The following is a 23408-nucleotide window of genomic DNA, read 5'->3' on the forward strand; positions in this document are numbered from 1 at the left end:
GCGGTCCTCCAGTCAATCGTTTGACTAGTGTGGCCGCACGAGGATATCGCGTCACCCTGGGAACGCGCTCTGCCGGGTCAGGCCCGGGGCGTGTGCGGATGGGTGCGACGGCGGCGCAGGGCCAGGCCGGTGACGGAGGCGAGGATGAGCACGGAACCGGTCAGGATGAACGTCCGCCCGTCGGGTCCCGCCGTGCCGCCCGCCCCTGTTTCCGCGGCGCCCGACGGCGTCTCGGTCGTGGTCTCCTCGCTCGGCGTCTCCTCCGGCTCGTCGCTCTCGTCCGTCTCCTCGTCGTCCGGGGTCGGGCTGGTCGAATCGTCCGGGTCCGGGGTCGGCGAGCCGCCGGTGTCGGTGACCGTGAGGGTGTAGGTGGTGAGGTCCTCGCGGTTTTCCGCCTCGCACTCGATCGACGGTGAGGTGGGGCTGGCGCCGAAGTTGATGGCGGCGGGCCGCACGGTGCCCGTGCCGGCGCTGCCGGGGGTCGTGGCCAGGTTGACCTGGGCGGCCGGCAACGCGATCGCCTCCCCCGGGGTGGTCGCGTCGATGGTGCCGACCCCGGTGGCCGAGGTGAGGCCGGAGAAGTCGCTGATGCCGGCATAGGCGTAGAGCTTCGTGCCCTCGGGCAGGCCCGTCGCGGGGGTCATCAGCGAGGTGCTCTGGGCGTAGACGCCCCGCCAGCCGATGGTCAACTGCTGGCCCGCCGTGGCGCTGGTCGGCATGGTCAGCGTGACCTGGACGCTGACGGTCTGGGTGTCGCCGGAGGCGGTCGTCGTGCACACGTAGTTCACGATGTCGGTGGCGATGACCCGCTCCGACTCGGACGCGTGGGCTGGTCGGAACCATAAGACCAGCATGAAAGCGGCTAAAGCGGCTAAACGGACGCGCAAGGAGGCTCCTCTGCTACGGATGAGGCTCATGAGAGACGTCGTGGGATGGCGCTCGGTTCACACGATTGTCAAGATCGCGGGTCACCGCAAGATGGAGCCGCCCGTTGACTTTCGCGGAAACGTCGGCCCTCCTCCGTAGGGTGGGCGCCATGCCTTTCATCGTCACCACCGGCGCCATCGGACGGGTCGCGCGGCAGCGCACCTTCGTCGACGCCGGTGTTCCCACCCTCACCGGCCGCCCGGCGAGGGCCTTCGAGGAGCTGCTGGCCGCATGAATGAGCCGGACGCACACCCCTACCGCCATTACGCTCCCATTGACGGGCATACATGGGGGCGGAGGGATTCGTGACGGTCAACGGAGCTGTGAGCCGCGTGGCCACTGATCAGGCGGAAGCGGCCGGTGAGGTGGTCGGCCGGGTGCTCGGCACACAGGCGGCCTCGCCGCTGTCGTTCTGGATCGGGCTGGAGCCCGGCAAGGTCGTCCAGCTCGACGACGTGGTGGTGACCAGGCGCGAGGTGCCGGGCTACGGGCCGGTGCTGGTGGCGGGCGTGGTGACGACCGTGGAGGCCCGCCACGAGGGCGCCGCCTACGACTCCGACGTCTTCCTCATCGCCGACGGCGCGCTGCCCGCCGCCGTGGTCGAGGTGGCCGAGGTGCGGGTGACCAGGGTCGAGCCCGAGGTGTTCGTGCCGCCGCTGCCCGGCGCCAAGGTCTACCTGGCCGGCGCGGGCGACCGCGACCAGGCGCTCTACTTCGACGTGATGGACCGGCGCATCCCCATGGGCATGGGGCGCGACGGCCAGCCTCTCTACGTCAACTTCGACTTCCTCGACGGCACCCGCGGCGCCCACGTGTCGATCTCCGGCGTGTCCGGCATCGCCACCAAGACCTCGTTCGCGACCTTCCTGCTCTACTCGATCTTCAACTCGGGGGTGCTGGAGGGCGAGGCGGCCAACACCAAGGCCCTGATCTTCTCCGTCAAGGGTGAAGACCTGCTCTTCCTCGACCACGACAACGTCCGGCTCGACGAGAACGCCAGGAACGTCTACGCCAGGCTCGGGCTGCCCGCCCGGCCGTTCGGCAGCGTGCACGTCTTCGCGCCGCCCCGTCCCGGCGACCCCAACGGCGTGCCGCACGTCTCCGCGCGCACCCACGGCGTCAGCTCCTTCTACTGGACGCTGGTCGAGTTCTGCGAGGACGAACTGCTGCGGTTCGTCTTCGCCGACGCCGACGACGAGCGGGCCGGATACTCGCTGCTGGTGGGGCAGGTGGCCGCCCGGCTGAAGGCGTGGGCGGAGCCGGTCGGCGACGGCGGCGCGGTCATGGTGCGGGGCACGGCCTGCCGCACCTTCACCGACCTCGTCGAACTGCTGTCCGACCAGTTGCAGGACGAGGCCGCGCGGCACGAGTGGACCGGCGCGCAGACCCCGCTGGGCACCGTCAACGCGTTCCTGCGCCGCCTGCGCAGCGCCGTTCGTCCGCTGTCGCCGATCGTCCGCGGCGACCTGCCCTTCTTCCGCAACCACTCCGTCAAGACCTCCGACGCGCAGGTCTCCATCGTCGACCTGCACAACCTGCCGGAGCGGGCGCAGCGGTTCGTGGTAGGCGTGGTGCTGCGCGGCGAGTTCCACCGCAAGGAGTCCTCAGGCACGGCCAGGCCCCTGCTGTTCGTGGTGCTCGACGAGCTCAACAAGTACGCGCCGCGCGAGGGCGACTCGCCGATCAAGGAGATCCTGCTGGACGTGGCCGAGCGCGGCCGCTCGCTCGGCGTGATCCTCATCGGCGCCCAGCAGACCGCCTCCGAGGTGGAGCGCCGCATCGTCTCCAACAGCGCCGTCCGCGTCGCGGGCCGCCTCGACCCGGCCGAGGCCGCCAGGTCCGAGTACGGCTGGCTGCCCGCGGCCGTCCGCGACCGGGCCACGATCGCCAAACCCGGCACCATGTTCGTGGCGCAGCCGGAGATCCCGGTGCCGCTGGCCGTGGCGTTCCCGTTCCCCGCCTGGGCGACCAGGCCCGCCGAGGCGGCGACCGTTCCCGCACGCGCCGCGGCCGACCCGTTCCAGGGGCTGCCCGGCGTCGAAGACGACATCCCGCCGTTCTGATCCAGGGGGTTTGGTGAAGATCCTGCACACCGCGGACTGGCACGTGGGCAAGGTGCTCAAGGGCCGCCCCCGCATCGAGGAGCACCGCGCCGTGCTGCGCGAGCTCTACTCCGCCGCCCGCACCCACGACGTCGACGCCGTCATCGTGGCCGGAGACCTCTTCGACACCTCCGCCCCCACGCCGGAGGCGCAGTCGCTGGTCCTCAACGTCCTGATGGCGCTGCGCGGCGACGGCCGCGAGGTGATCGTGCTGGCGGGCAACCACGACAACCCGCAGCTGCTGGAGGTCTACCGGCCGGTGCTGGGCAAGCTCGGCCTGCACGTCGTCGGCACCTTCCGCCGTCCCGACGCGGGCGGCACGCTGGCCTTCACCGCCCGTTCCGGCGAGCCGGTGCGGCTGGCGGTGCTGCCGTTCCTGTCGCACCGCTACGTCGTCCGCGCCGCCGAGGTGCTCACCGGCACCGCCGCCGACCACAACCGCGACTACGCCGCCCGCATCTCCGAGCTCATGGGCGCGCTCACCGACGGCTTCCAGAGCGACACCGTCAACATCGTCACCACCCACGGCACCCTGCCCGGGGGCGCGTTCGGCGGCGGCGAGCGCGAGGCCCAGTCCATCTTCTCCTACTACTTCGAGCCGACCGTCTTCCCCACCGCCACCCAGTACGCCGCGCTCGGCCACCTCCACCGCCGCCAGCAGATCCCCGGCCCCTGCCCGATCTGGTACAGCGGCTCGCCCCTCGCCGTCGACTTCGGCGAGGAGGGCAACACGCCCGGCGCGCTGCTGGTGGAGGTCACTCCGGGGCATCCGGCCGTGGTCCAGGAGATCACGTTCGGCTCCGCGCGCAGGCTGCGCACCGTGCGCGGCACGCTGGAGGAGCTGGAGGCGATCGAGCCCGGCGACGACTGGCTCAAGGTCATCGTCGAGGAGAAACCCCGGGTCGGGCTGGCCGACGACGTACGCGATCTGCTGCCGGGCTCCGTCGACGTCATGCTGGACGAACGGTTCCGTCCCGTGCCCGCCACCAGGAAGGGCGGCACGGCCGGCCGCAGCCCGCGCGAGTTGTTCCGCGAATACCTGACCGCCACAGGGCGCCACGACGAACAGGTGGCCACGCTTTTCGACCGGCTCTACGACGAGGTGACCGGCTGATGCGTCCCCTGCTGCTCCACCTCGACCACTTCGGCAGCTTCCGCGAGCCGGTGAGCGTCGACTTCTCCGACACCGAATACTTCGCCCTGGTCGGGCCGACCGGCGCGGGCAAGAGCACGGTCATCGACGCGATCTGCTTCGCCCTGTACGGCACCGTGCCCCGATGGGGCAAGGAGAACGTCATCGCCCATGCCCTGGCGCCCTCGGCGAGCTCCGGCAAGGTGGCGCTGGTGTTCGAGAGCGACGGGCGGCGCTACGGCGTCGTCCGGTCCATGGTGCGCGACGCCAAGGGCGCGGTGCGCACCAAAGAGGCCAGGATCGACGAGCTCGACCCGGCCGCGTCGCTCGCCGAAGCCTACGACGCCGTCGTCAAACCCCTCGCCGAGGGCGAGAACGTCACCCCCGAGGTGCAGCGCGTCACCGGCCTGGAGTACAAGTTCTTCACCCAGTGCGTGGTGCTGCCGCAGGGGCGCTTCGCGGAGTTCCTGCACGCCGCCCCGCGTGAGCGTCAAGACCTGCTGGTCCAGCTTCTCGACGCCGACGTGTACGAGCTGATCAGGCAGCAGGCCGCCCGCGAGGAAGAGAGCGCCAAGCAGGCCGCCTCCTTCGCCCGCGACCAGCTCGCCCGCCTGTCGGGCGCCTCTGAGGAGGCCGAGCGGGAGCTGTCGGATCGGGTGGAGGCGCTGCGGCGGCTGGCGCAGACCATCGACACCGACCTCGACCTGCTGCGCGCCCGCGAGTCCGACATCCGGCGGGCCGAGCAGGAGCGGGCCGCCGTGGCCGAGCGGCAGTCGGTGTTGTCGTCGCTGCGCATGCCCACCGCTGTGCCGACGCTGGCCTCCGCCCGACGGGCCGCCGCCGAGTCCGTCGACGGGCTGAGCGCCGAGGTCGCCTCGCTGGAGGCCGACGACCACGAGACGTACGAGGCGCTGGCGGCGCTGGGCGACCGCGCCGAGCCGATTGCGGCGCTGGCCGCCCTCGACGCGCGCGAACGCCTGACCCGCGAGGGCGCCTCCGCCCGCTCCTCCGCCGCCTCGGCGGGCGCCTCCCTGGAGGGCCTGGCCGCCGGGCTCGCCGAGGCCGAGCAGGCCATGGCCGCCGCCGAGAGCGAGCGCGAACGGCTGCGCGACGCCCACGCCGCCGCCGACCTGGCCCGGCGGCTGAGCGTGGGGGAGCCGTGCCCGGTCTGCCTGCGCACGGTCTCGGAGCAGCCCCGCCACGAGGGCTCCCACGATCTTCGTGCCGCCGATCGGGCGCTGTCGGAGGCCAGAGAACGGGTCACCCGGGCCAGGTCCGCCCACGCCAAGGCCGAGACGTCGGCGACGATGCTGACAGAACGGGTGACGCGGATCGAGTCCGAACTGGCCGCGTTGCCCGCCCCCGGCGACCGCGCCGAGCTCGAAGGCCGGCTGGCCGCGATCGCCAAGGCCGACCAGCTCGCCACCCAGGCGCGCACGGCCGCCCGCGCCGCCCGCGCCAAGCTGGAACGCGCGCGGGGCGAGGTCCAGCAGGTCGAACGCCAGGCCGAGACCGCGTGGCGCACGCTTGAGTCCACCCGCGACCGGCTCCTGGTGTCCGGCGGCCACGACGACCCGCCGCCGCCCCTGACGCGCGACGACCTGCACCGCGCCTGGACCGACCTGCTCGCCTGGCGCGACAGGGCCGCCGAGTCCGCCCGCGCCGCCCTGGCCGAACGCGACGCCGAGCTCGCCCAGGCCGCCACGGTGCTCGCCGCCGAACGCCGCAAACTGGGCGAACGCCTGGCCGAGCACGGCATCACACCGCCGCGCGACGCCTCTCCCGACCAGCTCGGAGCCGGCGTCCACGCGACCGTCGCCCGGGTGGACGGCGCGCTCGAACGGGTCAGAGAAGACCGGCGCAGGGCCGCGGAACTGGAGGTCGCGGCGACCCAGAAGGAGCACGAGGCCAAGGTCGCCCACGAGCTGGCCCTGCGCCTGCGGGCCAACGCCTTCGAACGCTGGCTGTGCGCCGAGGCGCTGGCGATCCTGGTCGCGGGCGCGTCCGAGACGCTGCGCGAGCTGTCCGACGGCCAGTACGAGCTGGCGCTCAGCGACAAGACCGGCGACATCGAGGTCATCGACTACGGCGAGGCGGGCCTGCGGCGCAGCGCGCGCACGCTCTCCGGCGGCGAGACCTTCCAGGCCGCCCTCGCGCTGGCCCTGGCGCTGTCAGGCGCCGTCGCCAGGGGGCTCGACTCGATCTTCCTCGACGAAGGCTTCGGCACCCTCGACCCCGCCACCCTCGACACCGTCGCCACCACCCTCGAACGCCTCGCCGCCGGACAGGAACGCATGATCGGTGTCGTCACGCATGTTCCCGCGCTGGCGGAGCGGGTGCCGGTACGCTTCGAGGTCAAACGCGATGGCAAAGGCTCTCATATACGGAAGGCAGGTGGTATGTGACCGGCTTCACCGTCGACCCGTGGGATCCGGGCTACGCCGCCGCGCTCGCCGTCGAGGCGCTCTCCGAGCTGGGCACCACCAGCGCCGAGCTGGCGCTGGACGTCGAGTGCCCGCCCGCCGACTGGAAACCCGTCACGCCGGGCCCCGACGCCGAGGCCCCGGGCACGCTCCTGGTCGCCGACGGCGTGCGGCGGATCGACGCCCGCGTGTGGGTGCACGACCCCGACGCGCCCATGCCGGTGCCCGGCATCGCCGCCTCCTACGCGGCCGGGATCGTGCGCTGCGGCAAGGAAGGCGCCGATCTGGCGGCGATCGAGGTCAACCGGACGTTCATCTCGGCCTCGCCGTACACGCCGGAGGTCAAGACCACGCACGCCACCTACCAGCCCAGCAAGGCCGCCGACTCCAGCTTCGAGGAGCTGTCCCTGGCGCTGCAGCGTCAGGTCACCCAGCTGGAGGTGGACCTGGCCGTCAGACACCGCTCCCAGGACGACGACCTGCTGCTGGTCGACGGGCCGCTGCGCGGGCGCACCCACCTGCCGCGCACGGTCGGCTACATCAAGACCCACCACACCGCCTACCTGCCCGCCCCGCAGTCCGCGGTCGTCGCCGCGCTCACCCCCGGACAGCGCACGCCCGTCTTCCTGATGGGGACGAGCTGGCGGCGGCACGCCTGGTACGTGCGGCTGCCGGTCCAGTCGACGGCCCCGTGGGCGGGGATCGCGCGCTGCGAGGCCAGCGCCGACCTCGACCCCGCCGCCGTGGTGCGGCTGGCCGACGCCCTCACCCTGGCGCTGCCGCCGCTGGCCGGGGTCGACTACAAAGACCCGCGCGCGCCCCAGAACCTGGTGCCGATCGGCGGCCTGGAGAAGCTCCTGAGACACCACCTGGGCGATGCGCGGCTGCTGTATCGCGCGCTGCGGACCGTGGCGCTCAGCTAGTGCCAGGCGGTGTCCTCCTCGTCCGCGGTGGCGCGCCCCGGCCAGCTTGAGCAGCGCCCAGGTGCGGACTCGGCGGCGTCCCCGTCAGCGGAGGCAGAGGAAGATCACCGGGTGACCCTACGGCGATGGTGTTTCGCGCCTGCGCAGCCGCCCGGAGCGCCGAAACTTCCTCGACTCCCAGGCCCAGCCACCGGTGATGAGCATGAGGATGGTGATGACGAGCAACGACAGCTGCCAAGCATCGCTGCGATGGGCGAGATCAACCGCCATCGAAAGAACGGACATGCCGTCGAAGGCGAAACCCACGGCGAATCCACCGAAGAGGAGTCCGACGACACCCACGATGATGGCAACGGTCTTACCGGCGACCGGCGGTACGAACCGGGCGACCTGTGCGCCAAGTAAGCCGGCCAGACCGATGTCAGCGACGATGGCGACCCACACGGCGATGCCCTCGGCGTCGTCATCCATCACATCCTCGAATTCGTCCCAGGCGATGCCGACGTTCGTGAGGCCGACGACACCGAGCACGAAGATGATGGCCATCATCACCGCGACACCTTTGTGCTGCCACCCCTGCGGGGGGACCTCTTCAGGTGGGAGGATCTTGGTGCCGCCCCGGCCCGGCTGCTGCCTTCCGAGCAGGGCCAGGGCCTGCTCGATGGTCGGCCTGTTGTGCGGTTCCTTGTCGAGCAGTCGGGTGATGAGCGGTGCGAGCCGGCCGGCTCGTCGCGGCGGTGGGGGCTCTTCCAGCATGACCGCGGTCAGCGCCGCCGGGTGGGTGTTGCGGCGGAACGGTGAGAAGCCCTCGACGGCCTGGTAGAGGGTCACGCCGAGGGAGAACAGGTCACTGGCGGGAAGCCCGTCGATGCCGCGCAACCGTTCTGGGGCCATGTACTCGGGCGAGCCGATGAGCATCCCGACGGTCGTCAGAGTGGTGTCCGTGGGGTGGACCGCGATCCCGAAGTCGGTGAGCAGGACCTTGCTGTCCTTGGAGATCATGACGTTGGCCGGTTTGATGTCGCGGTGCACGATACCGGCCTGGTGCGCTGCGTCGAGCGCCGCCAGCAGCGCCAGGGCGAGCTCCGCGGCCCTGTCTACCGGCAACGGCCCGTGCGCGTCGATATGCTCGGCCAGGGACTGGCCGTCGATCAGCTCCATCACGATCCAGGGCAGTCTGTCCGTGACGATGTCGTGGATGGTCAGGACATTTTCGTGCGCCCGCAACCGGACGGCGTTGCGAGCCTCACGCGCGGTACGCTCCAGCCGCTTGTCCTGCTCCGCCTGCGACATCCCGGGCAGCAGCCGCAGCTCCTTGATTGCCACCTCGACGTCCAGGACCTCGTCATGAGCACGCCAGACCCGCCCGAACCCGCCGGAACCCAGTTCGCTGATCAGCCGGTAACGTCCGCCGACCATGTAGCCAGGCTCCGCCGATGTCATGGCCACTCCGCCCGTCTTGCCCCTGTATGACAGTTGATCAGATTAAAACACTGACAGGAGCGTTGTGATCCATAATTGTGATCCCAACGCCTGCGCGATCTGACGTGGCAAGCGCTGCGGACCATGGCGCGCGGGTAGCGGCCTACCAGGGGTCGTCGAATTCGGGGACGCAGATCCTCACGGTGACGCTCTTCCTGGCGCTCGCCGGGGTGATCACCTCCAAGGCGACGCGGTAGGTGCCGTTGCCCTTCCAGACGATGGAGGGGAGCAGGGCCTCCTTGCCGGGGGTGCCCTGCTGCCTGCCCTGGTTCTGGCCGTTGACCAGCCAACGGTAGCTGTAGGTGCCGGTGGTCGAGACGGTGGCCCAGATGTTGGTGTCGTGGCGCCAGCAGCCGTTTCGTTGGTAGCCCTCGTACCTGAAGGAGATGCCCTTCACGGCGGCGGTGGCGGTTTTCGGCTTGGCCGTGGTGGGTTTCTTGGTCGGTTGTTCGGTGGGTTCTTGCGGGGTGGGGTTCTGCGGGGTGGGGTCCTTGTCCTCGTCCTTCGGTGGGCGGGTGCTGGATCTTGTGGGCTTGGGGGTTTTCGCGGTTTCTGTGCGTTTTGTTGTTTTGGTGGGTTTGGGGGTTTCTGCTTCGGAGGGTTCGCCTGTGACGATGGCGGCGGTGTTGGGCTCCTCAGAGCGGCCGAGTGGTGACCAGGCCCAGGCGGCTATCAAGGAGCCGGTCACGACCATGGCCGCGCCGCCGGTGAGGAGGGCGGTGAGGTAGCGGTTGCGGGAGGGGGCGTGGGTGTCGTCGGGGGAAAGATGCGACGCCGCGAACTGCCTGCCCGGCCCGGTCTGGCCGGGGCCGCCGGGGAACTGGGAGCCGCCTGGGCCGCCTGGGAAAGGGGAACTGCCTGGGCCGCCTGAGAGCGGGCCGCCGGGGAAAGGGCTGCCCGGGAAAGGGCTGCCCGGGGATGACGGCTGACCTGGCGGTGGCGGGAAAGGGGCTTGTGGTGGGAAAGATGCCTGTGGTGGGGTGCCGATCGGCTGGTTGGCGGGGTGCTGTGCCGGGGAGGGCTGGGCGCCGATCAGGCGGAAGAGGACGTCCTGCATGGTCGGGCGGGCGCGCGGATCCTTGGCCAGGCAGGCGTACACGATCGAGCGCAACGGCGCGGGAACGTCCGCGAGCTGCGGTTCCTCGTACTGGATCCGCCTGAGCACCCCCACCACCGAGTCGTTGCCGAAAGGCGGGGTGCCGGTGGCTGCGAAGACCATCACCGACGCCCAGGCGAACACGTCCGAGGGCGGTCCCACGGGCGCGCCCGCGAACTGCTCAGGCGCCATGTACGCGGGCGTTCCCACGATGCTGCTGGTGCGGGTGACGGAGTCGTCCATGGCGCGGGCGATGCCGAAGTCGATGACGCGCGGGCCGTCCCGTCCGAGCAGGACGTTCGCGGGCTTGAAGTCGCGGTGGACGACGCCCGCCCGGTGGATGGCGACCAGGGCGGTGGCGGTCGCGACGGCCAGCCGCTGCAGGTCCGAACCGCTGTGGCGGCCCGCCGCGTGGAGGGAGGGACCGTCCACGAACTCGGTGACGATGTACGGCCGGGCACCCAGCGAGGCGTCCAGCACCTGCGCGATGCAGAACGGCTCCACCCGCCGCGCGGCCGCGATCTCCTTGGCGAAACGGCCGTCACCGCTGATGCCCTCACGCAGCACCTTGATGGCCACCGGCGTGCCGTCGCGGGCCTCGCCCAGATACACCACGCCCTGGCCGCCCTCACCGAGCTGCCTGACCACTCGGTAGGGGCCGATGGCGTCCGGTGTCACCAGGTCTCCATGGCGCACATCGTGAACGAGATGGTCTTGCTCGCCGTGGACGGGGAGGTGACGCGGAGGGTGAGTTTGTGGGGGCCGGGCTTGAGCATGTACTGGCCGGAGGTCACGAACGCGGTGTACTCGCCCTTCGACACCCACGACCTGTCACTCGAGATCACCTTGCCGTCCACGCTCCACGCGCTGTTGAACCAGATTTCCTGGCGTGTGGACTCCACGTAGGTCTGGAAGTGGATGGGCGGCATGTAGCAGCCCTGCGCGTTGCTTTGGCCGGGGCCGCCGGACAGCTTGAACTCCAGGATGCTGAACTTGGCGCTCGCGACCGGCTTCTTCGTGCTGCGGACGGGGGTGGGGGTCGACCGCTTGGTAGTACGTGCCGCGGTGGGCGTGGGCGGGGCCGTCGTCTTCGGGGCCGTCGTCTTCGGCGTGGCGGCCGTCGGCGTGGCCTTCTTGGTCGGCTTGTGGGTGGACTTGCCGGCTGTCGACTTGGGCTTCTTGGGAGGGTCCGGGGTGGGCTGGGCGGAGGAGGACGGGGAGGAGGCTTGGAGGGAGGCCGAGGTCGGGGCCTTGTTCGTCCAGGGGGCGATCCAGACGATGCCGCCGATGAGGGAAGCCACGACCACGCCCGCCACGCCCGCCACCACGGGGAGACCAATCGACTGACGACCGCCCGTCCGAGCCCGACGCCCCCGCCTCCCCCCAGCCCCATGCCCCGGCCCGTACCCGGACACGGATCCCCGCCCCGCCATCGGCCCTTGCCCTGGCATCTGAGCCTGGCCCGGCATCTGGGCTTGGCCCGGCATCGGTCCCTGCCCGGGCATCTGGCCTTGACCCGCGAACGACCCTTGTCCAGGCATCTGCGCCTGGCCCGGGAACGGCCCCTGACCAGGCATCGGTTCTGAGGCGAGGCCCGGCATCGGTCCCGAGACAGGCTCCTGGGCGGGTGCCGCCGCAGGCCACTGTCCGGATCCCGGCGACTGCCCAGGCCCAGACCACTGCCCAGGCCCTGGCGACTGCCCAGAACCCTGCGGCTGTTCGGGCATCGGCCATTGCCCAGAACCCTGCGGCTGTTCGGACCCTGGCCATTGCCCGGATCCTGGCCATTGCCCTGATGGTTGGCCGTGTCCAGGCCATTGCCCGGCAGGCCCTGGTGACTGCCCTGGGCCTGACAGTTGCCCGGAGTCCGGCCACTGCGCGGGCCCTGGCATGGCGGCATGTCGTGGTGTGAGGCCGTGGGGTGGCATCGAGTCCTGGCCGCCGCTCGGCGTCTGGGGCATGAGGTCCGCCCCGCCCAGCAGCCGTAACAGTACGTCCCGCATCCCCGGCCGGGCACGGGGGTCCTTGGCCAGGCAGTCGTACACGATCGACCGCAGGGGATGCGGCAGATCCCCGAGTTGCGGTTCGTTGTTGAGGATGCGGTTGATGATCGCGGGCAACGTGTCCTGCCCGAACGGCGGCGTCCCCGTACCTGCCCAGGTCATGACCGAAGCCCAGGCGAACACGTCCGCCGCCGCCGTCACCGGCTTCCCGGCCAGTTGCTCGGGGGCCATGTACGCGGGCGTGCCGACGATGCTGCCGGTCATCGTGGCGACGGCGTCCACGGCTCTGGCGATGCCGAAGTCGATGACGCGGGGTCCGCCGGGGCCGAGCAGCACGTTCGCGGGTTTGAAGTCCCGGTGCACGACGCCCGCCTCGTGGATGGAGACCAGCGCGGTGGCGGTGGCGACGGCCAGTCGCTGCAGGTCGGCGCCCGTGTGGCGTCCGGCCTGCTGCAGGGAGGGCCCTTCGACGTACTCGGTCACGATGTACGACTGCTGCCCCAGTGAGGCGTCCAGCACCTGGGCGATGCAGTACGGCTCCACCCGCCGCGCGGCCTCGATCTCCTTGGCGAACCGGTCGTCCAGTCCGCCGCGCGCGTCAGCGTTGAGCCCGGCGCTGTCCCGCAGCACCTTGACCGCGACCTTCCGGCCGTCGGGCGACTGCCCCAAATACACGGTTCCCTGGCCGCCTGCGCCGAGGCGACCGAGCAGCCGATATACCCCTACCGCCGCCGGATCATCCTCCCGCAGCGGTTCGACATGCGCCATGAGAGAAGTGGCTCCTGAGACGGGTGCGGTGGTGGATCTTTACGTACGATAGCGACTCATATCCAGATTTGTAGTGAAGTTCCCCATGCGGAGAAAACCCTCCAGGCAGGAAAGGACGGCGCGTGCCCCTGACCACGGACGACAACCTGGATGGGTCGCCCATCGTGGCCAACACCCTGATGAACCGCGAACGCCGCCTCTCCAGCTACAACCGCGAGTTGGGCCTGGACATCCTGGACGTCCTGCGCGCCGTACCGAACCGACCGGCCCGCTGGCTGGACCTGTGCTGCGGAACGGCCATCGCCCTCAACGAGGCCGCCGCCCGGCTCGGGGACGACGTCGAGATCGTCGGCGTGGACTTGGTCGACTTCTTCGCCTGCCCGCCGAACCCGCCACGCCTCCAACTCGTCACGGCCTCGGTAATCACCTGGCGGCCCGGCACGACGTTCGACCTCATCACCAGCGTCCACGGTCTGCACTACGTGGGCGACAAACTTGGCGTACTTTCGCGGATCGCCGACTGGCTCACGGACGACGGCCTCTTCGTCGCGAACTTCGACGTCCACAGCATCCGCCAGGAGAACGGCACCCCGGCGGGCCGCCGCCTCACGACCGCTCTGCGCGGACAAGGACTGGCGTACGACGGACGTACCCACCGAATCCGCCTGAACGGTCGACGCACGGTCACACTCCCGTACCGCTACCTGGGCGCCGACGACCAAGCCGGCCCCAACTACACCGGCCAGCCCGCCGTCAACTCCCACTACACCTGGCTCCCCACCCGCCCACCCATCCACGCCGCACCACCTGCATGCGGTTCGCGTTGAGCAACAGGTGAGCAGCCGCGCCCGGCGCGATGTGCGCCGGGCGCTGCCTGACGGATCGGCTGGCCGGGCGTGCGGCTCTCCCTCTCTGGCCGGTCCCGGCCGCCGCCCGCCAGGCAACGCCCAACGACTCCCACGAGGCGTTTGCGGACTCCATGGACAGATGCAACGCGCGCGCACGACCCCACGCTGTCCCGAACGGCCTGGTCCCACGATCTAGCAGGCGCGGCGCTCGCTCCGGCCACTCGGGTTCCTACTCGTCGGCGATCTCGATCTGGGTGCGGAACAGGCGCCAATAAGTTTTGGCGATGTCGGCGCCCTCGGCGCAGATGGCTTGGGCCTCACGCCGTAACGGCGGTGGTGGCGGTGGCGCCGAGCTCAGTCCGTAACACGGTATCGACTGTTTCAGCGCGGGCAGAGAATCCTGGAACTGGTCGGCCACCTTTTGTGCGGCTGTTGCGATCCGTCTCAGTCGAGGATGTCTCCGCCGGCGCTCTGGCTCCGCACGACGGAGCCCTTGCCGCGGAGGGTCACAATCAGACCTTCCTGGCGAAGCACGGCCATGGCCTGGCGAATCGTGGGTCGAGAGACCTCGAACTCCTCCTGAAGCTGCACTTCAGACAGGATCGTATGTGGCGGGTAGACCCCTGTGCGGATGCGGTCGCGGATGCAGCGCACGATCTGCTCGTACTTGTGCAGTTCGGGGTTCCATTGGATCTTGGCCACCTGATGACACTAGATGCCCATTGACGTCTGAGCATAGACATGGTATTCACATGCAAGCGTATTTTGGCATGTGACATCACGTGACATGACCTTACAGGTTCCGCTACCATCGGCGTATGGCGAGTGATCGCGATCGAGACCCGGCTGTTCAGTGGTTGAGTAGTGACCAGTGCCACCTGATGCGGGTCGCGGCGAGCGCGCCCAATCGTGTGGCGACGCCCGACGTGCCTGGGTTTCTCGGCATGGGCACTCCTCACCACACATGGCACGCGAGCACCGCTGACCTAGTGGAGTGACGATGAGCGCAAATAGACCGGACAGCCGTCAGGGGTGCGCGCTGACAGTGCAAGGCAGCTCTCTGAGCGGGCCCGGCCACGGCGTTGGCCCGCCGGGACGAGCCCTTGATCGGACAACGGAGGTCCGACTCATGGGCAACTCAACCACAGACATCCTACGAATCACGCCCCTGCTGGCTACTGAGGTCCAGGCCGTGCTGGAGAGGCACGGCTATCGGCTGCCGTCCGGCGGCGAACACGTCCACGCGCTGGTCCTGAGCCGCGTCGACGTCGTTCTCAGGAACCTCGTCGAGACCTTCGAGGGGAGGACCCGGTGACCGAGCGCGGTGAGATCCCCGACTTCCACAGCCTGCACCCCCAGCCACGCAAGCCCGACCACATCAAGCTCTCCTGGTACGAACCCGCACACCGGACACAGCGCATCCGCGTGGTCCTCCACACCTGCGAATGCCGCCACACCGTCTACGAGCTGTGCGCCACAGCCGGCCAGAGCTTCATCCGCCGCACAGACCGCGAGAAGGGAACGGTCCACGAGACCGCCTGGGCGCTGACCGCCGACGCCAGAGACACCTTCAACCGGATTCTCCTGGGTGAGGCCCAGTGAAAAGCGGCGCCCGCGGACGTCTGCGTGCCTCCAGGCGTCCGCAGGCGCCTTCCGGAACGAGACCCTTTACGGTGACCATCGCCGGGACGGAACGATTCGATGGAGAGGCGCCCTACACCTGGGTCGTGGAGGCAGCCGACCTGCGGAGCGCCGTGAACAAAGCCCTGGCCTACCATGCACTCTCCCAAGGCCAGCACTTGTGCGACCTGGAAGTCGATCTCCTGCACACGTTCAAAGGTGTGCCGCCCGAGAACTGCGCATACCGCTGGAACGACTTACGGCCTGCCGTCCCCGAAGGATGAAGGTCGAGGTGGCGAGTCGCACCATGAGGATGTGGTCACCGGCATCCCGGCGGTGATCGCATGAACCAGCAGGGCGTTCCCACCGATCGTGGTGAACAAGTGGACGTTGTTGGGGCGGTCCCTAAGCAGAAGTGCTACCTCGTTGCCGCAGAACACCAGAGCGCTGACACGGACCTTGATCCTTCCGAACGGGGCATCAGGAGAGTAGGACTGATCGTCGCTCAAGTGCATGCCCTTCCCAGCGCATCCACTAGAACAGCCCCCACACCCCGCCCGGCATCACATCCTCAACCCCGAAACAACACTCCCATCTCGACCGGAACTCTCACTCGGGTTAGGACTCTCGCTTGGGTCGGAACTCTCGCCTGGACGGGACCTTCTCGCTCGTGACGGGCATTTCTTCCCGGAACGCGCTATCCGGGGCCGCACCTCCGCCCGCGCTCGCGCTCCGCCCGGGGATCGCGCTCCCTGGCGTCGGGCCGCGTTCTTGTTCTCAACAGGGCCTGCCCTCAACCGGAAAGCTGTCCGGGGACGGCAACTCTGCGTCCACTGTTCGGCGTTCACGCTCCGGCGTTCGCGAAATTGTCGGTGGGACCTGGCAAGGTGGCCTCGGATTTCCAACAAGCACCAGCCGACGCCGGCCGCGACCAGGCGCCGGGCGGGGCACGACAGGTGAAGGAGGCGGGCGTACCGTGCAGGAGCCCGGCCGTGCCCGTGGACGACTGAGCGCGATCTCGTCCACGTTCCATCCTTTGGCGGCCAAGGACTTCCGTCGTTACTACCTGGGCCAGACCGCGTCCATGTTCGGCGACTCCCTCACGCCCCTCGCGATCGCCTTCGCCGTTCTGCACCTCACCGGTTCCCCGATCGACCTCGGCATCGTCGTCCTGAGCACCCGGCTGCCGATCGTCGTGCTGACTCTGCTGGGCGGTGCCGCAGGAGACCGTTTCTCCCGCCGTACCGTCATGCTGGTCGCCGACCTGACCCGCTTCGCCGCGCACGGTGCGACGGCGCTCTTACTTCTGACCGGCGTCGCACAGATCTGGATGTTGGTGGCACTGCAACTCCTCGCCGGTGCAGGGTCGGCCTTCTTCAACCCGGCAGCGGTGGGGCTCGTCCCCTCCCTGACCTCGAAGGAGGGCCTGCAGGCGGCCAACTCCCTGCTCTCGATCTCCCGGAGCGCCACGTCGATCCTGGCGTTGGGGGTCGCCGGAGCGTTGGTCGCGCTGGTCGGGCCGGGGTGGGCGATCCTGCTCGACGCGCTGACGTTCCTGGTGAGCGCCGCCTTCCTTTACGGGCTGCCACGCGCCGTCGCCGCCGAACGGCTCGCCGCGACCGGCGGGCTGCTGAAGAGCATCGGCGGTGGGATGGCGGAGGTGGGCAGGCGTACGTGGCTGTGGGTCTGGATCATCCACATCGCCCTGGCCAACGCGCTCGTGGTCTCCCCGGCCCTGGTGCTGGGCCCGTATGTCGCCGACCAGCATCTCGGCGGGGCTCCGGCCTGGTCGGCGATCGGCATCGCCTATGCCGTCGGTGGCCTGACGGGAGGCGTCGTCAGCGCCCGCTGGAGACCTCGCCGTCCCATGGCCGCCGCGATCGTGGTGTTCCTGCTGATGGCACCGCTCCCGGCCCTGATGGCGGCTCCGGCCGCTCTCTGGCTGTTGATGCTCGCGGCTGTGGGGGCCGGGCTGCAACTGGTGATCCACAACGTCATCCAGACGACCACCGTCCAGCAGAACCTCCCTGGGGAGTTCGTCGCCCGGGTCACCTCCGTCACCATGCTCGGCACCCTCGTGGCCACGCCCCTGGGCATGGGGCTGGCGGGCCCCGCCGCGGCCCTCTTCGGCCCCGGCCCCGTCCTCACGGTCAGCGCCGTCACGGCCGTCCTCATGACCGCCATCACCCTGCTGCTGCCCCCGATCTGGCGCATCCGATCCACCCCCACGGACACATCCGCCACAACCTCGACCTCTGCGGCCCCGACCCCCACGGACGCATCCGCCGGCGCTGACACGTCTCCCGCTGTCTCCGCGTCGGCTGCTCCTGCCGTGACTGGTATCACCTCGGGCGACACCGGTTCGGTCTCCCACCCCGTTGGCACGGAAGCCGCGAACCCCGACGTTGCGGGCTCCTCCCACGGCGATCCTTCCCGGGCGGGCACATAGGCGGGAGGACGCGGAGTCAGGCGCGAGCTCGTGGCAGGGCGGCGGTGACGATGAGGCCGCCTCCGTCGCGGGGTTTGGCCCGGACGTCCCCGCCGTGCGCGAGCGCCACCGACCGGACGATCGACAGCCCCAGCCCCGCGCTGCTCCCCGTGACCACTCGTTCGGTCCCGTGCCGGTGGAAGGGCTTGAAGAGCAGGGGGATGTCGTACGGGGGCACGTTCGGGCCGGTGTTGCTGACCTCGACCTCGACCCGCCCGTCCGACACGGTACGGCTCACCACCCGCACCCACCCGGTCCCGTCGTCCACGTTGTACCGGATGCCGTTCTCCACCAGGTTGTGCACCAGTCGTTCGAGCAGCAGCGCGTCCCCGGTCGTGGGGGCCTGCGCGGTCACTTCGTACACGGTGAGTTTGGCGTCCCGGGCGTCGGCGGCGGTCTGCTCGATGACGTGGGTCACGACGTCGGCGAGGTCGACGGGGGAACGGTCCGCGATCTCCTGTTCTGAGCGGGCCAGCAGGAGCAGGCCGGAGATGAGGCGTTCGTGGCGGGCGTTGATCTCCAGCAGGCTCTCGCCGAGTTCCTTGACGTCGGCCGAGGCGGTACGGCGGTGCATGGCCAGCTCGACCAGCGCCCGGTTGAGCGTCAGCGGGGTACGCAGTTCGTGCGAGGCGTTCGCCACGAACCGGCGCTGCCCGTCGAAGGAGTGGTCCAGCCGTTCGACCATGGTGTCGAAGGTGTCGGCGAGTTCTTTGACCTCGTCCTCTGGCCCGCGTAGCGAGATCCGTTCGTGCAGTCCGCGCTCGGCCAGGGGTGCGGCGGCGATCCTGCGCGCGGTGTCCGTCACCAGGTGCAGCGGGGCCAGCACCCGGCCCGCGACGACCCAGCCGAGCCCCACGGCCCCGCCGGCGACGGCGAGCAGCGCGATCGCGCCCTGGGTGAGCAGCGAGGTGACGGCGGCGCCGCGCAGCGCTTCCTCCTGCCGCCGCAGCCATTCGACGGCCTCGGCGCCCTCCAGTCGGACGCCGTCCTTGAAGAAGAACAGCTGCTTGGTCGTGCCGGGTTCGGCGGTGAAGCGGCTCTCGAAGGACTGGTTGAGCTGCTGGTTGAACAGCAGGTAGGTGACGCCGAGCAGGGTCAGTCCTGCCAGCAGGAAGAGGGCGCCGTACACGAGGGTGAGGCGCAGCCGCAGGGTCGGCTGCGGACGGAACGGCCACGGCGCCCTCATGAGATCCGGTACCCCACCCCCGGCACGGTCTCCACGACCGGCGGGTCGGCGAGCTTGCGGCGCAGTTTGAGAATGGTGAGACGCACCGCGCCGGTGAACGGGTCGGCGTGTTCGTCCCAGGCCTTTTCCAGGAGCTGTTCGGCCGAGACGACGTTGCCGTTGGCCCGCATCAGCTCGGTCAGCACCGCGAATTCTTTCTTCGCCAGCGGGACGAATCGCCCGTTCCTGAACACTTCCCTGCGCGCCGGGTCGAGTGTGATCCCGGCCCGGCGCAGTATGGGCGGCACCGCGGGGCGTGAGCGCCGTCCCAGCGCGAGGACGCGGGCGGCCAGTTCGGGGAACGCGAACGGTTTGGACAGGTAGTCGTCGGCCCCGAGGGACAGTCCGCTGACCCGGTCGTCGAGCTGGGCGGCGGCGGTGAGCATCAGCACCCGGGCGTCCGAGTGCGACTCGACCAGTTCCCTGCAGACGTCGTCGCCGTGGACGCGCGGCAGGTCGCGGTCCAGGACGACCACGTCGTAGTCGTTGACCGCGATCCGCTCCAGCGCGGCCGCCCCGTCGTGCGCCAGATCGACCGCATGGGTCTCCTCGCGCAGCCATTCGGCAATCGCGTCGGCGAGCATGCGCTCGTCCTCAACCACCAGCACCCGCATGGCGTACCCCAGGCCCTTTCATCGACTTACAAGAGCCGAGTGTGACCTACACGGCATTTGGTGAAAATAAGCGGCCGCCTCGGAAGCGAGCCGCGGCTGGAAACGCTGAGGAAACACGGCGAGCTATTGCATCTCCTCTCGAACGGCATAGATCCGACGAAGGAGAAGTTTCATGCGAGGACGAGTCCTCAGCGCGCTGATCACGGCGCCCATGGCGTTCACCCTGCTCCTGACCGGCTGCGGCTCGGACGACGGCGGCGGTTCTGACGTCGCCTCGGTGACGGGCGGCAACCAGGCGGCGGCCAGCGCGAAACCGAGCACGGACCCGCAGGAGAAGGGGCTCAAGTTCGCCCAGTGCATGCGCGAGAACGGCGTCGACGTCCCCGACCCGGAGCCGGGCAAGGGCGTGATGATGAAGTTCGACAAGAACACGCCCCAGGAGAAGGTGAAGGCGGCCCAGGAGGCGTGCAAGGAGTTCGCCCCGAGCGGTCAGATGCAGGGCGGGGGCGACCCCAAGAGGACGGAGGCCCTGCGCAAGGTGGCGCAGTGCATGCGTGACAACGGGGTGGAGAAGTACCCGGACCCCGAGGGCAACATGATGCGGATCACCGGCGACGTCGGCCAGGACCCCGACTTCAAGTCGGCCCAGCAGAAGTGCCAGAAGGAGCTCGGCGAGGCCGGTATGGGAGGGCTTTGATGGGCATGACCACCCTCGATGGAAAGGCGGAGCCGGACGCGACGCCTTCCAGGGTGCGCCGGCGTCGCGGCCGGGGCAAGGTGGTCGCCGGGATCGTGACCGTGCTGGTCGGCGTGGGGGCCGGATTCGTGGCGGCCAACAGCGCCGGCCTGCTGGGGGGCGGCCCGGGCCCGACCGGCTCCGCCGCCCCCCTGCCCCCGGCCACGACCACCGTGAGCCGGCAGACGCTGAACGACACCCTGGACGCCGACGGCGAGCTCGGCTACGGCCCGGTGACGACGGCGGTGAGCAGGAAGCCGGGCACGATCACCTGGCTGCCCGACAGCGGCAGGGAGATCACCCGGGGCAAGTCGCTGTACCGGCTGGACAACGACCCGGTCGTGCTCTTGTACGGCGACACGCCCGCCTACCGCGACCTCAAGGTCGGCGTGGAGGGCAAGGACGTCGAGAGCCTGGAGCGCAACCTCAAGAAGCTCGGCTACGGCGGGTTCACCGTCGACGACGAGTACACCTACGACACGGCCGAGGCCGTCATGGAGTGGCAGGAGGACCGTGGCCTGGAGGAGACCGGCGTGGTCGAGCTGGGCCGGGTCGTCTTCGCCCCCGGCAAGGTTCGGGTGGAGAGCCTGGAGGCCGAGGCGGGCCAGCCGGCCACGCCAGGCCAGCGGGTCCTGACCTACACGGGCACGTCCAAGGTGGTCACGGTGACGCTCGAGGCCGAGGACCAGCGGATGGCCAAGAAGGGCTCCAAGGTCGAGGTCACGCTGCCGGACGGCAAGGGCGTGCCGGGCAAGGTCACCGAGGTCGCCACGGTCGTCGTGCCGGGCGAGGGGCAGAACGCCGACTCCGAGACCCGGGTGGAGGCGCTGGTCTCGATCGGGAACGCCAAGTCGGCCAGAGGGCTGGACAAGGCGGCGGTGGACGTGACGTTCACGGCCTCGCAGCGCAAGAACGTGTTGACCGTGCCGGTCGCGGCGCTCGTGGCGTTGCAGGAGGGCGGGTTCGGGTTGGAGGCCATAGAAGGCGGTAAATCACGATATGTCGCCGTCAAGACTGGATTGTTTGCCGGAGGCCGCGTCGAGGTCACCGGCGACGGGCTCACCGAGGGCATGACCGTGGGGATGCCGAAATGACGTACCCCATGATCGAGCTGTCGGACGTGTCCAGGACGTACCCCGGCGGGGTCGCGGCGCTGAAGTCGGTGTCGCTGCGCATCCGGCACGGCGAACTCGTCGCCATCGTCGGCCCCTCCGGCTCGGGGAAGTCCACGATGCTCAATGTCGTCGGCACCCTCGACCGTCCGACCTCCGGGACCATCCACATCGACGGGTACGACGTCTCGAAGCTGTCCGACGGGCAGCTCTCGGCGCTGCGGGCCACCACGATCGGCTTCGTCTTCCAGTCCTTCCACCTGGCCGCCAAGGTGCCCGCGCTGGACAACGTGGCGGACGGCCTCGTCTACACCGGCATGAGCAGGGCGGAGCGCCGCCGCCGCGCGGCGGCGGCACTCGAACGGGTGGGGCTCGGGCACCGCATGGACCACGAGCCGCACGAGCTGTCCGGCGGCGAACGCCAGCGGGTGGCCATCGCCAGGGCCGTGGCGGGCGACCCGCCGCTGCTGCTGGCCGACGAACCGACCGGGGCGCTGGACTCGGTGTCGGGGACGGGGGTGATGGAGTTGCTGCACGAACTGAACGCCGGCGGCACCACGATCGTGATCATCACGCACGACCGTGAGATCGCGGCCAGCCTGCCCAGGCAGGTGAGCATGCGCGACGGCCAGATGATCTCCGACTCGGCCGCCTCCGCCGAGCCGCTGGCGGAATCCGGGGTGGCGTGGTGACCGTCATCGACCTGCCGCGCCCGAAGTTGTCCCCGGCCAGGATGCGTCTGGGCGACGTGATGCGGGTCGGCGCGGTCGGCCTGCGTACGCGGCCGCTGCGGGCGTTCCTGTCGGCGCTCGGCATCGCCATCGGCATCGCCGCCATGGTCGGCGTGGTCGGGCTGTCGTCGTCCTCGGGGGCACAGCTCGACCGCCAGCTCTCCGCGCTCGGCACCAACCTGCTCACCGTCTCCTCCGGCACCACGCTCATGGGCGAGGCGGCCCAGATGCCGACGGACGCCGAGGCGATGATCGAGCGAATCGGCCCCGTCGAGGCGGTCTCGTCGATCGGGAAGGTGCCGGAGGCCAAGGTCTACCGCTCGGAGCAGATCCCCGAAGCCCAGACCGGCGGCATCAACACCTACGCCGCCCGCCTCGATCTGCCCGCCACCGTCGGGGCGACCGTGCGCAGCGGAACCTGGCTGAACGGCGCCACCGAACGCTACCCGGCCGCCGTGCTCGGCTCCGCCGCCGCCCAGCGGCTCGGCGTCGGCTCGGTGAGCGCCGACACGCAGGTCGTCGTCGGCGGCAGCCGGTTCTCGGTGGTCGGCGTGCTCAACCCGGTCGCCCTGGCCACCGACCTGGACAGCGGCGTGCTCGTCGGCTGGCCGGTCGCGGAGGAGCGGCTGAACTTCGACGGGCATCCGACCACGCTCTACACCCGCGCGGAGGAGGCCAAGCTGGAGTCGGTACGCCAGGTGCTGGCGGGCACGGCCAACCCCGAGGCGCCCAACGAGGTGGACGTCTCCCGCCCGTCGGACGCGCTGGCGGCCAAGCAGGCGACCAGCCAGGCGTTCGCGAACCTGCTGCTGGGCGTCGGCGCGGTGGCCCTGCTCGTCGGCGGGGTCGGGGTGGCCAACACCATGGTCATCTCGGTGCTCGAACGCCGCGCGGAGATCGGCCTGCGCCGCTCGCTCGGGGCGACCAGGGGGCAGATCCGCACCCAGTTCCTGGCCGAGTCCCTGTTGCTGTCCGCGATGGGCGGGGGCGGCGGGGTCCTGCTCGGGACGGGGGTGACGATGGGGTACGCGTTCTACAGCGGCTGGCCGTCGGTCGTACCGGCCTGGGCCACCGGCGGCGGACTCGTGGCGACGCTGCTCATCGGGGCGGTGGCGGGCCTGTATCCGGCCATCCGCGCCTCCCGCCTCTCGCCGACCGAGGCGCTGGCCACGCCGTGA

The 23408-nt window shown here is 70.2% G+C and carries 22 protein-coding genes; 14 read left to right on the forward strand and 8 right to left on the reverse strand.

The window, feature by feature from the left end:
• Positions 1-77 precede the first annotated feature (77 nt).
• Positions 78-854, reverse strand: coding sequence for a hypothetical protein (locus ACFOY2_RS12595; protein WP_379528151.1), 777 nt, complete (start codon positions 852-854; stop codon positions 78-80).
• A 182-nt stretch (positions 855-1036) separates the two neighbouring features.
• On the opposite strand from ACFOY2_RS12595, the gene ACFOY2_RS12600 reads away from it, so the two are divergent.
• The 5 genes from ACFOY2_RS12600 to ACFOY2_RS12620 all read left to right on the forward strand — a co-directional run bounded on the left by ACFOY2_RS12600 (position 1037) and on the right by ACFOY2_RS12620 (position 7507).
• Positions 1037-1162, forward strand: a complete 126-nt coding sequence (locus ACFOY2_RS12600) for a hypothetical protein (RefSeq protein ID WP_379528152.1) — start codon at positions 1037-1039, stop codon at positions 1160-1162.
• Positions 1163-1259: 97 nt separating this feature from the next.
• Entirely contained in the window at positions 1260-2990 is a 1731-nt protein-coding gene (locus ACFOY2_RS12605; RefSeq protein WP_379528153.1) for an ATP-binding protein, read from the forward strand.
• A 13-nt stretch (positions 2991-3003) separates the two neighbouring features.
• Positions 3004-4143, forward strand: coding sequence for an exonuclease SbcCD subunit D (locus tag ACFOY2_RS12610; protein WP_379528154.1), 1140 nt, complete (start codon positions 3004-3006; stop codon positions 4141-4143).
• On the forward strand, positions 4143-6566 hold the full coding sequence (locus ACFOY2_RS12615) for an AAA family ATPase (protein WP_379528155.1): 2424 nt from the start codon (positions 4143-4145) through the stop codon (positions 6564-6566). Before ACFOY2_RS12610 ends, ACFOY2_RS12615 begins: the two co-directional genes overlap by 1 nt.
• Positions 6563-7507, forward strand: coding sequence for a hypothetical protein (locus tag ACFOY2_RS12620; protein WP_379528156.1), 945 nt, complete (start codon positions 6563-6565; stop codon positions 7505-7507). The genes ACFOY2_RS12615 and ACFOY2_RS12620 overlap by 4 nt, the downstream gene beginning before the upstream one ends.
• A 117-nt stretch (positions 7508-7624) precedes the next feature.
• Here the strand turns inward: ACFOY2_RS12620 and ACFOY2_RS12625 are convergent, their stop codons facing one another.
• The 3 genes from ACFOY2_RS12625 to ACFOY2_RS12635 form a co-directional block, all read right to left on the reverse strand.
• Positions 7625-8950, reverse strand: coding sequence for a serine/threonine-protein kinase (locus ACFOY2_RS12625; RefSeq protein ID WP_379528157.1), 1326 nt, complete (start codon positions 8948-8950; stop codon positions 7625-7627).
• 142 nt (positions 8951-9092) lie between these two features.
• A complete protein-coding gene (locus ACFOY2_RS12630; RefSeq protein WP_379528158.1) occupies positions 9093-10763 on the reverse strand; it encodes a serine/threonine protein kinase in 1671 nt (556 codons plus the stop codon).
• On the reverse strand, positions 10760-12856 hold the full coding sequence (locus tag ACFOY2_RS12635; protein ID WP_379528159.1) for a serine/threonine protein kinase: 2097 nt from the start codon (positions 12854-12856) through the stop codon (positions 10760-10762). The genes ACFOY2_RS12630 and ACFOY2_RS12635 overlap by 4 nt, the downstream gene beginning before the upstream one ends.
• Before the next feature lie 122 nt (positions 12857-12978).
• On the opposite strand from ACFOY2_RS12635, the gene ACFOY2_RS12640 reads away from it, so the two are divergent.
• The gene (locus ACFOY2_RS12640) at positions 12979-13683 is read left to right on the forward strand and encodes a class I SAM-dependent methyltransferase (protein ID WP_379528160.1); all 705 of its coding nucleotides are present in this window, start codon (positions 12979-12981) and stop codon (positions 13681-13683) included.
• 250 nt (positions 13684-13933) lie between these two features.
• Here ACFOY2_RS12640 and ACFOY2_RS12645 read toward each other — a convergent pair whose 3' ends face one another.
• Together ACFOY2_RS12645 and ACFOY2_RS12650 are read right to left on the reverse strand one after the other, a co-directional pair.
• The gene (locus tag ACFOY2_RS12645) at positions 13934-14122 is read right to left on the reverse strand and encodes a hypothetical protein (RefSeq protein ID WP_379528161.1); all 189 of its coding nucleotides are present in this window, start codon (positions 14120-14122) and stop codon (positions 13934-13936) included.
• 26 nt (positions 14123-14148) lie between these two features.
• Positions 14149-14406: a GntR family transcriptional regulator gene (locus ACFOY2_RS12650; RefSeq protein ID WP_379528162.1), complete on the reverse strand. Its 258-nt coding sequence runs from the start codon at positions 14404-14406 to the stop codon at positions 14149-14151.
• A gap of 427 nt (positions 14407-14833) precedes the next feature.
• Here ACFOY2_RS12650 and ACFOY2_RS12655 point away from each other — a divergent pair, with 427 nt between their 5' ends.
• From ACFOY2_RS12655 to ACFOY2_RS12670, 4 genes are all read left to right on the forward strand, one after another.
• Positions 14834-15019: a hypothetical protein gene (locus tag ACFOY2_RS12655; RefSeq protein WP_379528163.1), complete on the forward strand. Its 186-nt coding sequence runs from the start codon at positions 14834-14836 to the stop codon at positions 15017-15019.
• Positions 15016-15306 (forward strand): hypothetical protein, encoded by a 291-nt coding sequence (locus ACFOY2_RS12660; RefSeq protein WP_379528164.1) that lies wholly within the window; start codon positions 15016-15018, stop codon positions 15304-15306. Before ACFOY2_RS12655 ends, ACFOY2_RS12660 begins: the two co-directional genes overlap by 4 nt.
• Before the next feature lie 71 nt (positions 15307-15377).
• Positions 15378-15608 carry a hypothetical protein gene (locus ACFOY2_RS12665; protein ID WP_379528165.1) on the forward strand — a complete coding sequence of 77 codons (231 nt, stop codon included), beginning with the start codon at positions 15378-15380 and terminating at the stop codon, positions 15606-15608.
• A gap of 692 nt (positions 15609-16300) precedes the next feature.
• Positions 16301-17773 carry an MFS transporter gene (locus ACFOY2_RS12670; protein WP_379528166.1) on the forward strand — a complete coding sequence of 491 codons (1473 nt, stop codon included), beginning with the start codon at positions 16301-16303 and terminating at the stop codon, positions 17771-17773.
• Positions 17774-17789: 16 nt separating this feature from the next.
• Here ACFOY2_RS12670 and ACFOY2_RS12675 read toward each other — a convergent pair whose 3' ends face one another.
• Both ACFOY2_RS12675 and ACFOY2_RS12680 read right to left on the reverse strand, forming a co-directional pair.
• Entirely contained in the window at positions 17790-18998 is a 1209-nt protein-coding gene (locus ACFOY2_RS12675) for a sensor histidine kinase (protein WP_379528167.1), read from the reverse strand.
• On the reverse strand, positions 18995-19651 hold the full coding sequence (locus ACFOY2_RS12680) for a response regulator transcription factor (protein WP_379528168.1): 657 nt from the start codon (positions 19649-19651) through the stop codon (positions 18995-18997). Before ACFOY2_RS12680 ends, ACFOY2_RS12675 begins: the two co-directional genes overlap by 4 nt.
• Positions 19652-19823: 172 nt before the next feature.
• Here ACFOY2_RS12680 and ACFOY2_RS12685 point away from each other — a divergent pair, with 172 nt between their 5' ends.
• From ACFOY2_RS12685 to ACFOY2_RS12700, 4 genes are read left to right on the forward strand one after another with little or no spacing between them, the layout of a single operon-like run.
• Positions 19824-20348, forward strand: coding sequence for a hypothetical protein (locus ACFOY2_RS12685; protein ID WP_379528169.1), 525 nt, complete (start codon positions 19824-19826; stop codon positions 20346-20348).
• A 5-nt stretch (positions 20349-20353) separates the two neighbouring features.
• Entirely contained in the window at positions 20354-21481 is a 1128-nt protein-coding gene (locus ACFOY2_RS12690) for an efflux RND transporter periplasmic adaptor subunit (RefSeq protein ID WP_379528170.1), read from the forward strand.
• The gene (locus ACFOY2_RS12695; RefSeq protein WP_379528171.1) at positions 21478-22191 is read left to right on the forward strand and encodes an ABC transporter ATP-binding protein; all 714 of its coding nucleotides are present in this window, start codon (positions 21478-21480) and stop codon (positions 22189-22191) included. The genes ACFOY2_RS12690 and ACFOY2_RS12695 overlap by 4 nt, the downstream gene beginning before the upstream one ends.
• A gap of 41 nt (positions 22192-22232) precedes the next feature.
• Complete coding sequence (locus tag ACFOY2_RS12700; protein WP_379528302.1) at positions 22233-23408, forward strand: ABC transporter permease; 1176 nt, start codon at positions 22233-22235, stop codon at positions 23406-23408.

Origin of the sequence: Nonomuraea purpurea (assembly GCF_042650645.1) — a bacterium.
Lineage (GTDB): Bacteria > Actinomycetota > Actinomycetes > Streptosporangiales > Streptosporangiaceae > Nonomuraea > Nonomuraea purpurea.

Excerpts from the sequence above, each read along its gene's own strand:
- ACFOY2_RS12680 (WP_379528168.1), bottom strand. The coding sequence starts at position 19,651 with ATGCGGGTGCTGGTGGTTGAGGACGAGCGCATGCTCGCCGACGCGATT.
- ACFOY2_RS12675 (WP_379528167.1), bottom strand. The coding sequence starts at position 18,998 with ATGAGGGCGCCGTGGCCGTTCCGTCCGCAGCCGACCCTGCGGCTGCGC.
- ACFOY2_RS12600 (WP_379528152.1), top strand. The coding sequence starts at position 1,037 with ATGCCTTTCATCGTCACCACCGGCGCCATCGGACGGGTCGCGCGGCAG.
- ACFOY2_RS12685 (WP_379528169.1), top strand. The coding sequence starts at position 19,824 with ATGCGAGGACGAGTCCTCAGCGCGCTGATCACGGCGCCCATGGCGTTC.
- ACFOY2_RS12625 (WP_379528157.1), bottom strand. The coding sequence starts at position 8,950 with ATGACATCGGCGGAGCCTGGCTACATGGTCGGCGGACGTTACCGGCTG.
- ACFOY2_RS12690 (WP_379528170.1), top strand. The coding sequence starts at position 20,354 with ATGACCACCCTCGATGGAAAGGCGGAGCCGGACGCGACGCCTTCCAGG.
- ACFOY2_RS12695 (WP_379528171.1), top strand. The coding sequence starts at position 21,478 with ATGACGTACCCCATGATCGAGCTGTCGGACGTGTCCAGGACGTACCCC.
- ACFOY2_RS12635 (WP_379528159.1), bottom strand. The coding sequence starts at position 12,856 with ATGGCGCATGTCGAACCGCTGCGGGAGGATGATCCGGCGGCGGTAGGG.
- ACFOY2_RS12655 (WP_379528163.1), top strand. The coding sequence starts at position 14,834 with ATGGGCAACTCAACCACAGACATCCTACGAATCACGCCCCTGCTGGCT.
- ACFOY2_RS12615 (WP_379528155.1), top strand. The coding sequence starts at position 4,143 with ATGCGTCCCCTGCTGCTCCACCTCGACCACTTCGGCAGCTTCCGCGAG.
- ACFOY2_RS12700 (WP_379528302.1), top strand. The coding sequence starts at position 22,233 with ATGCGTCTGGGCGACGTGATGCGGGTCGGCGCGGTCGGCCTGCGTACG.
- ACFOY2_RS12595 (WP_379528151.1), bottom strand. The coding sequence starts at position 854 with ATGCTGGTCTTATGGTTCCGACCAGCCCACGCGTCCGAGTCGGAGCGG.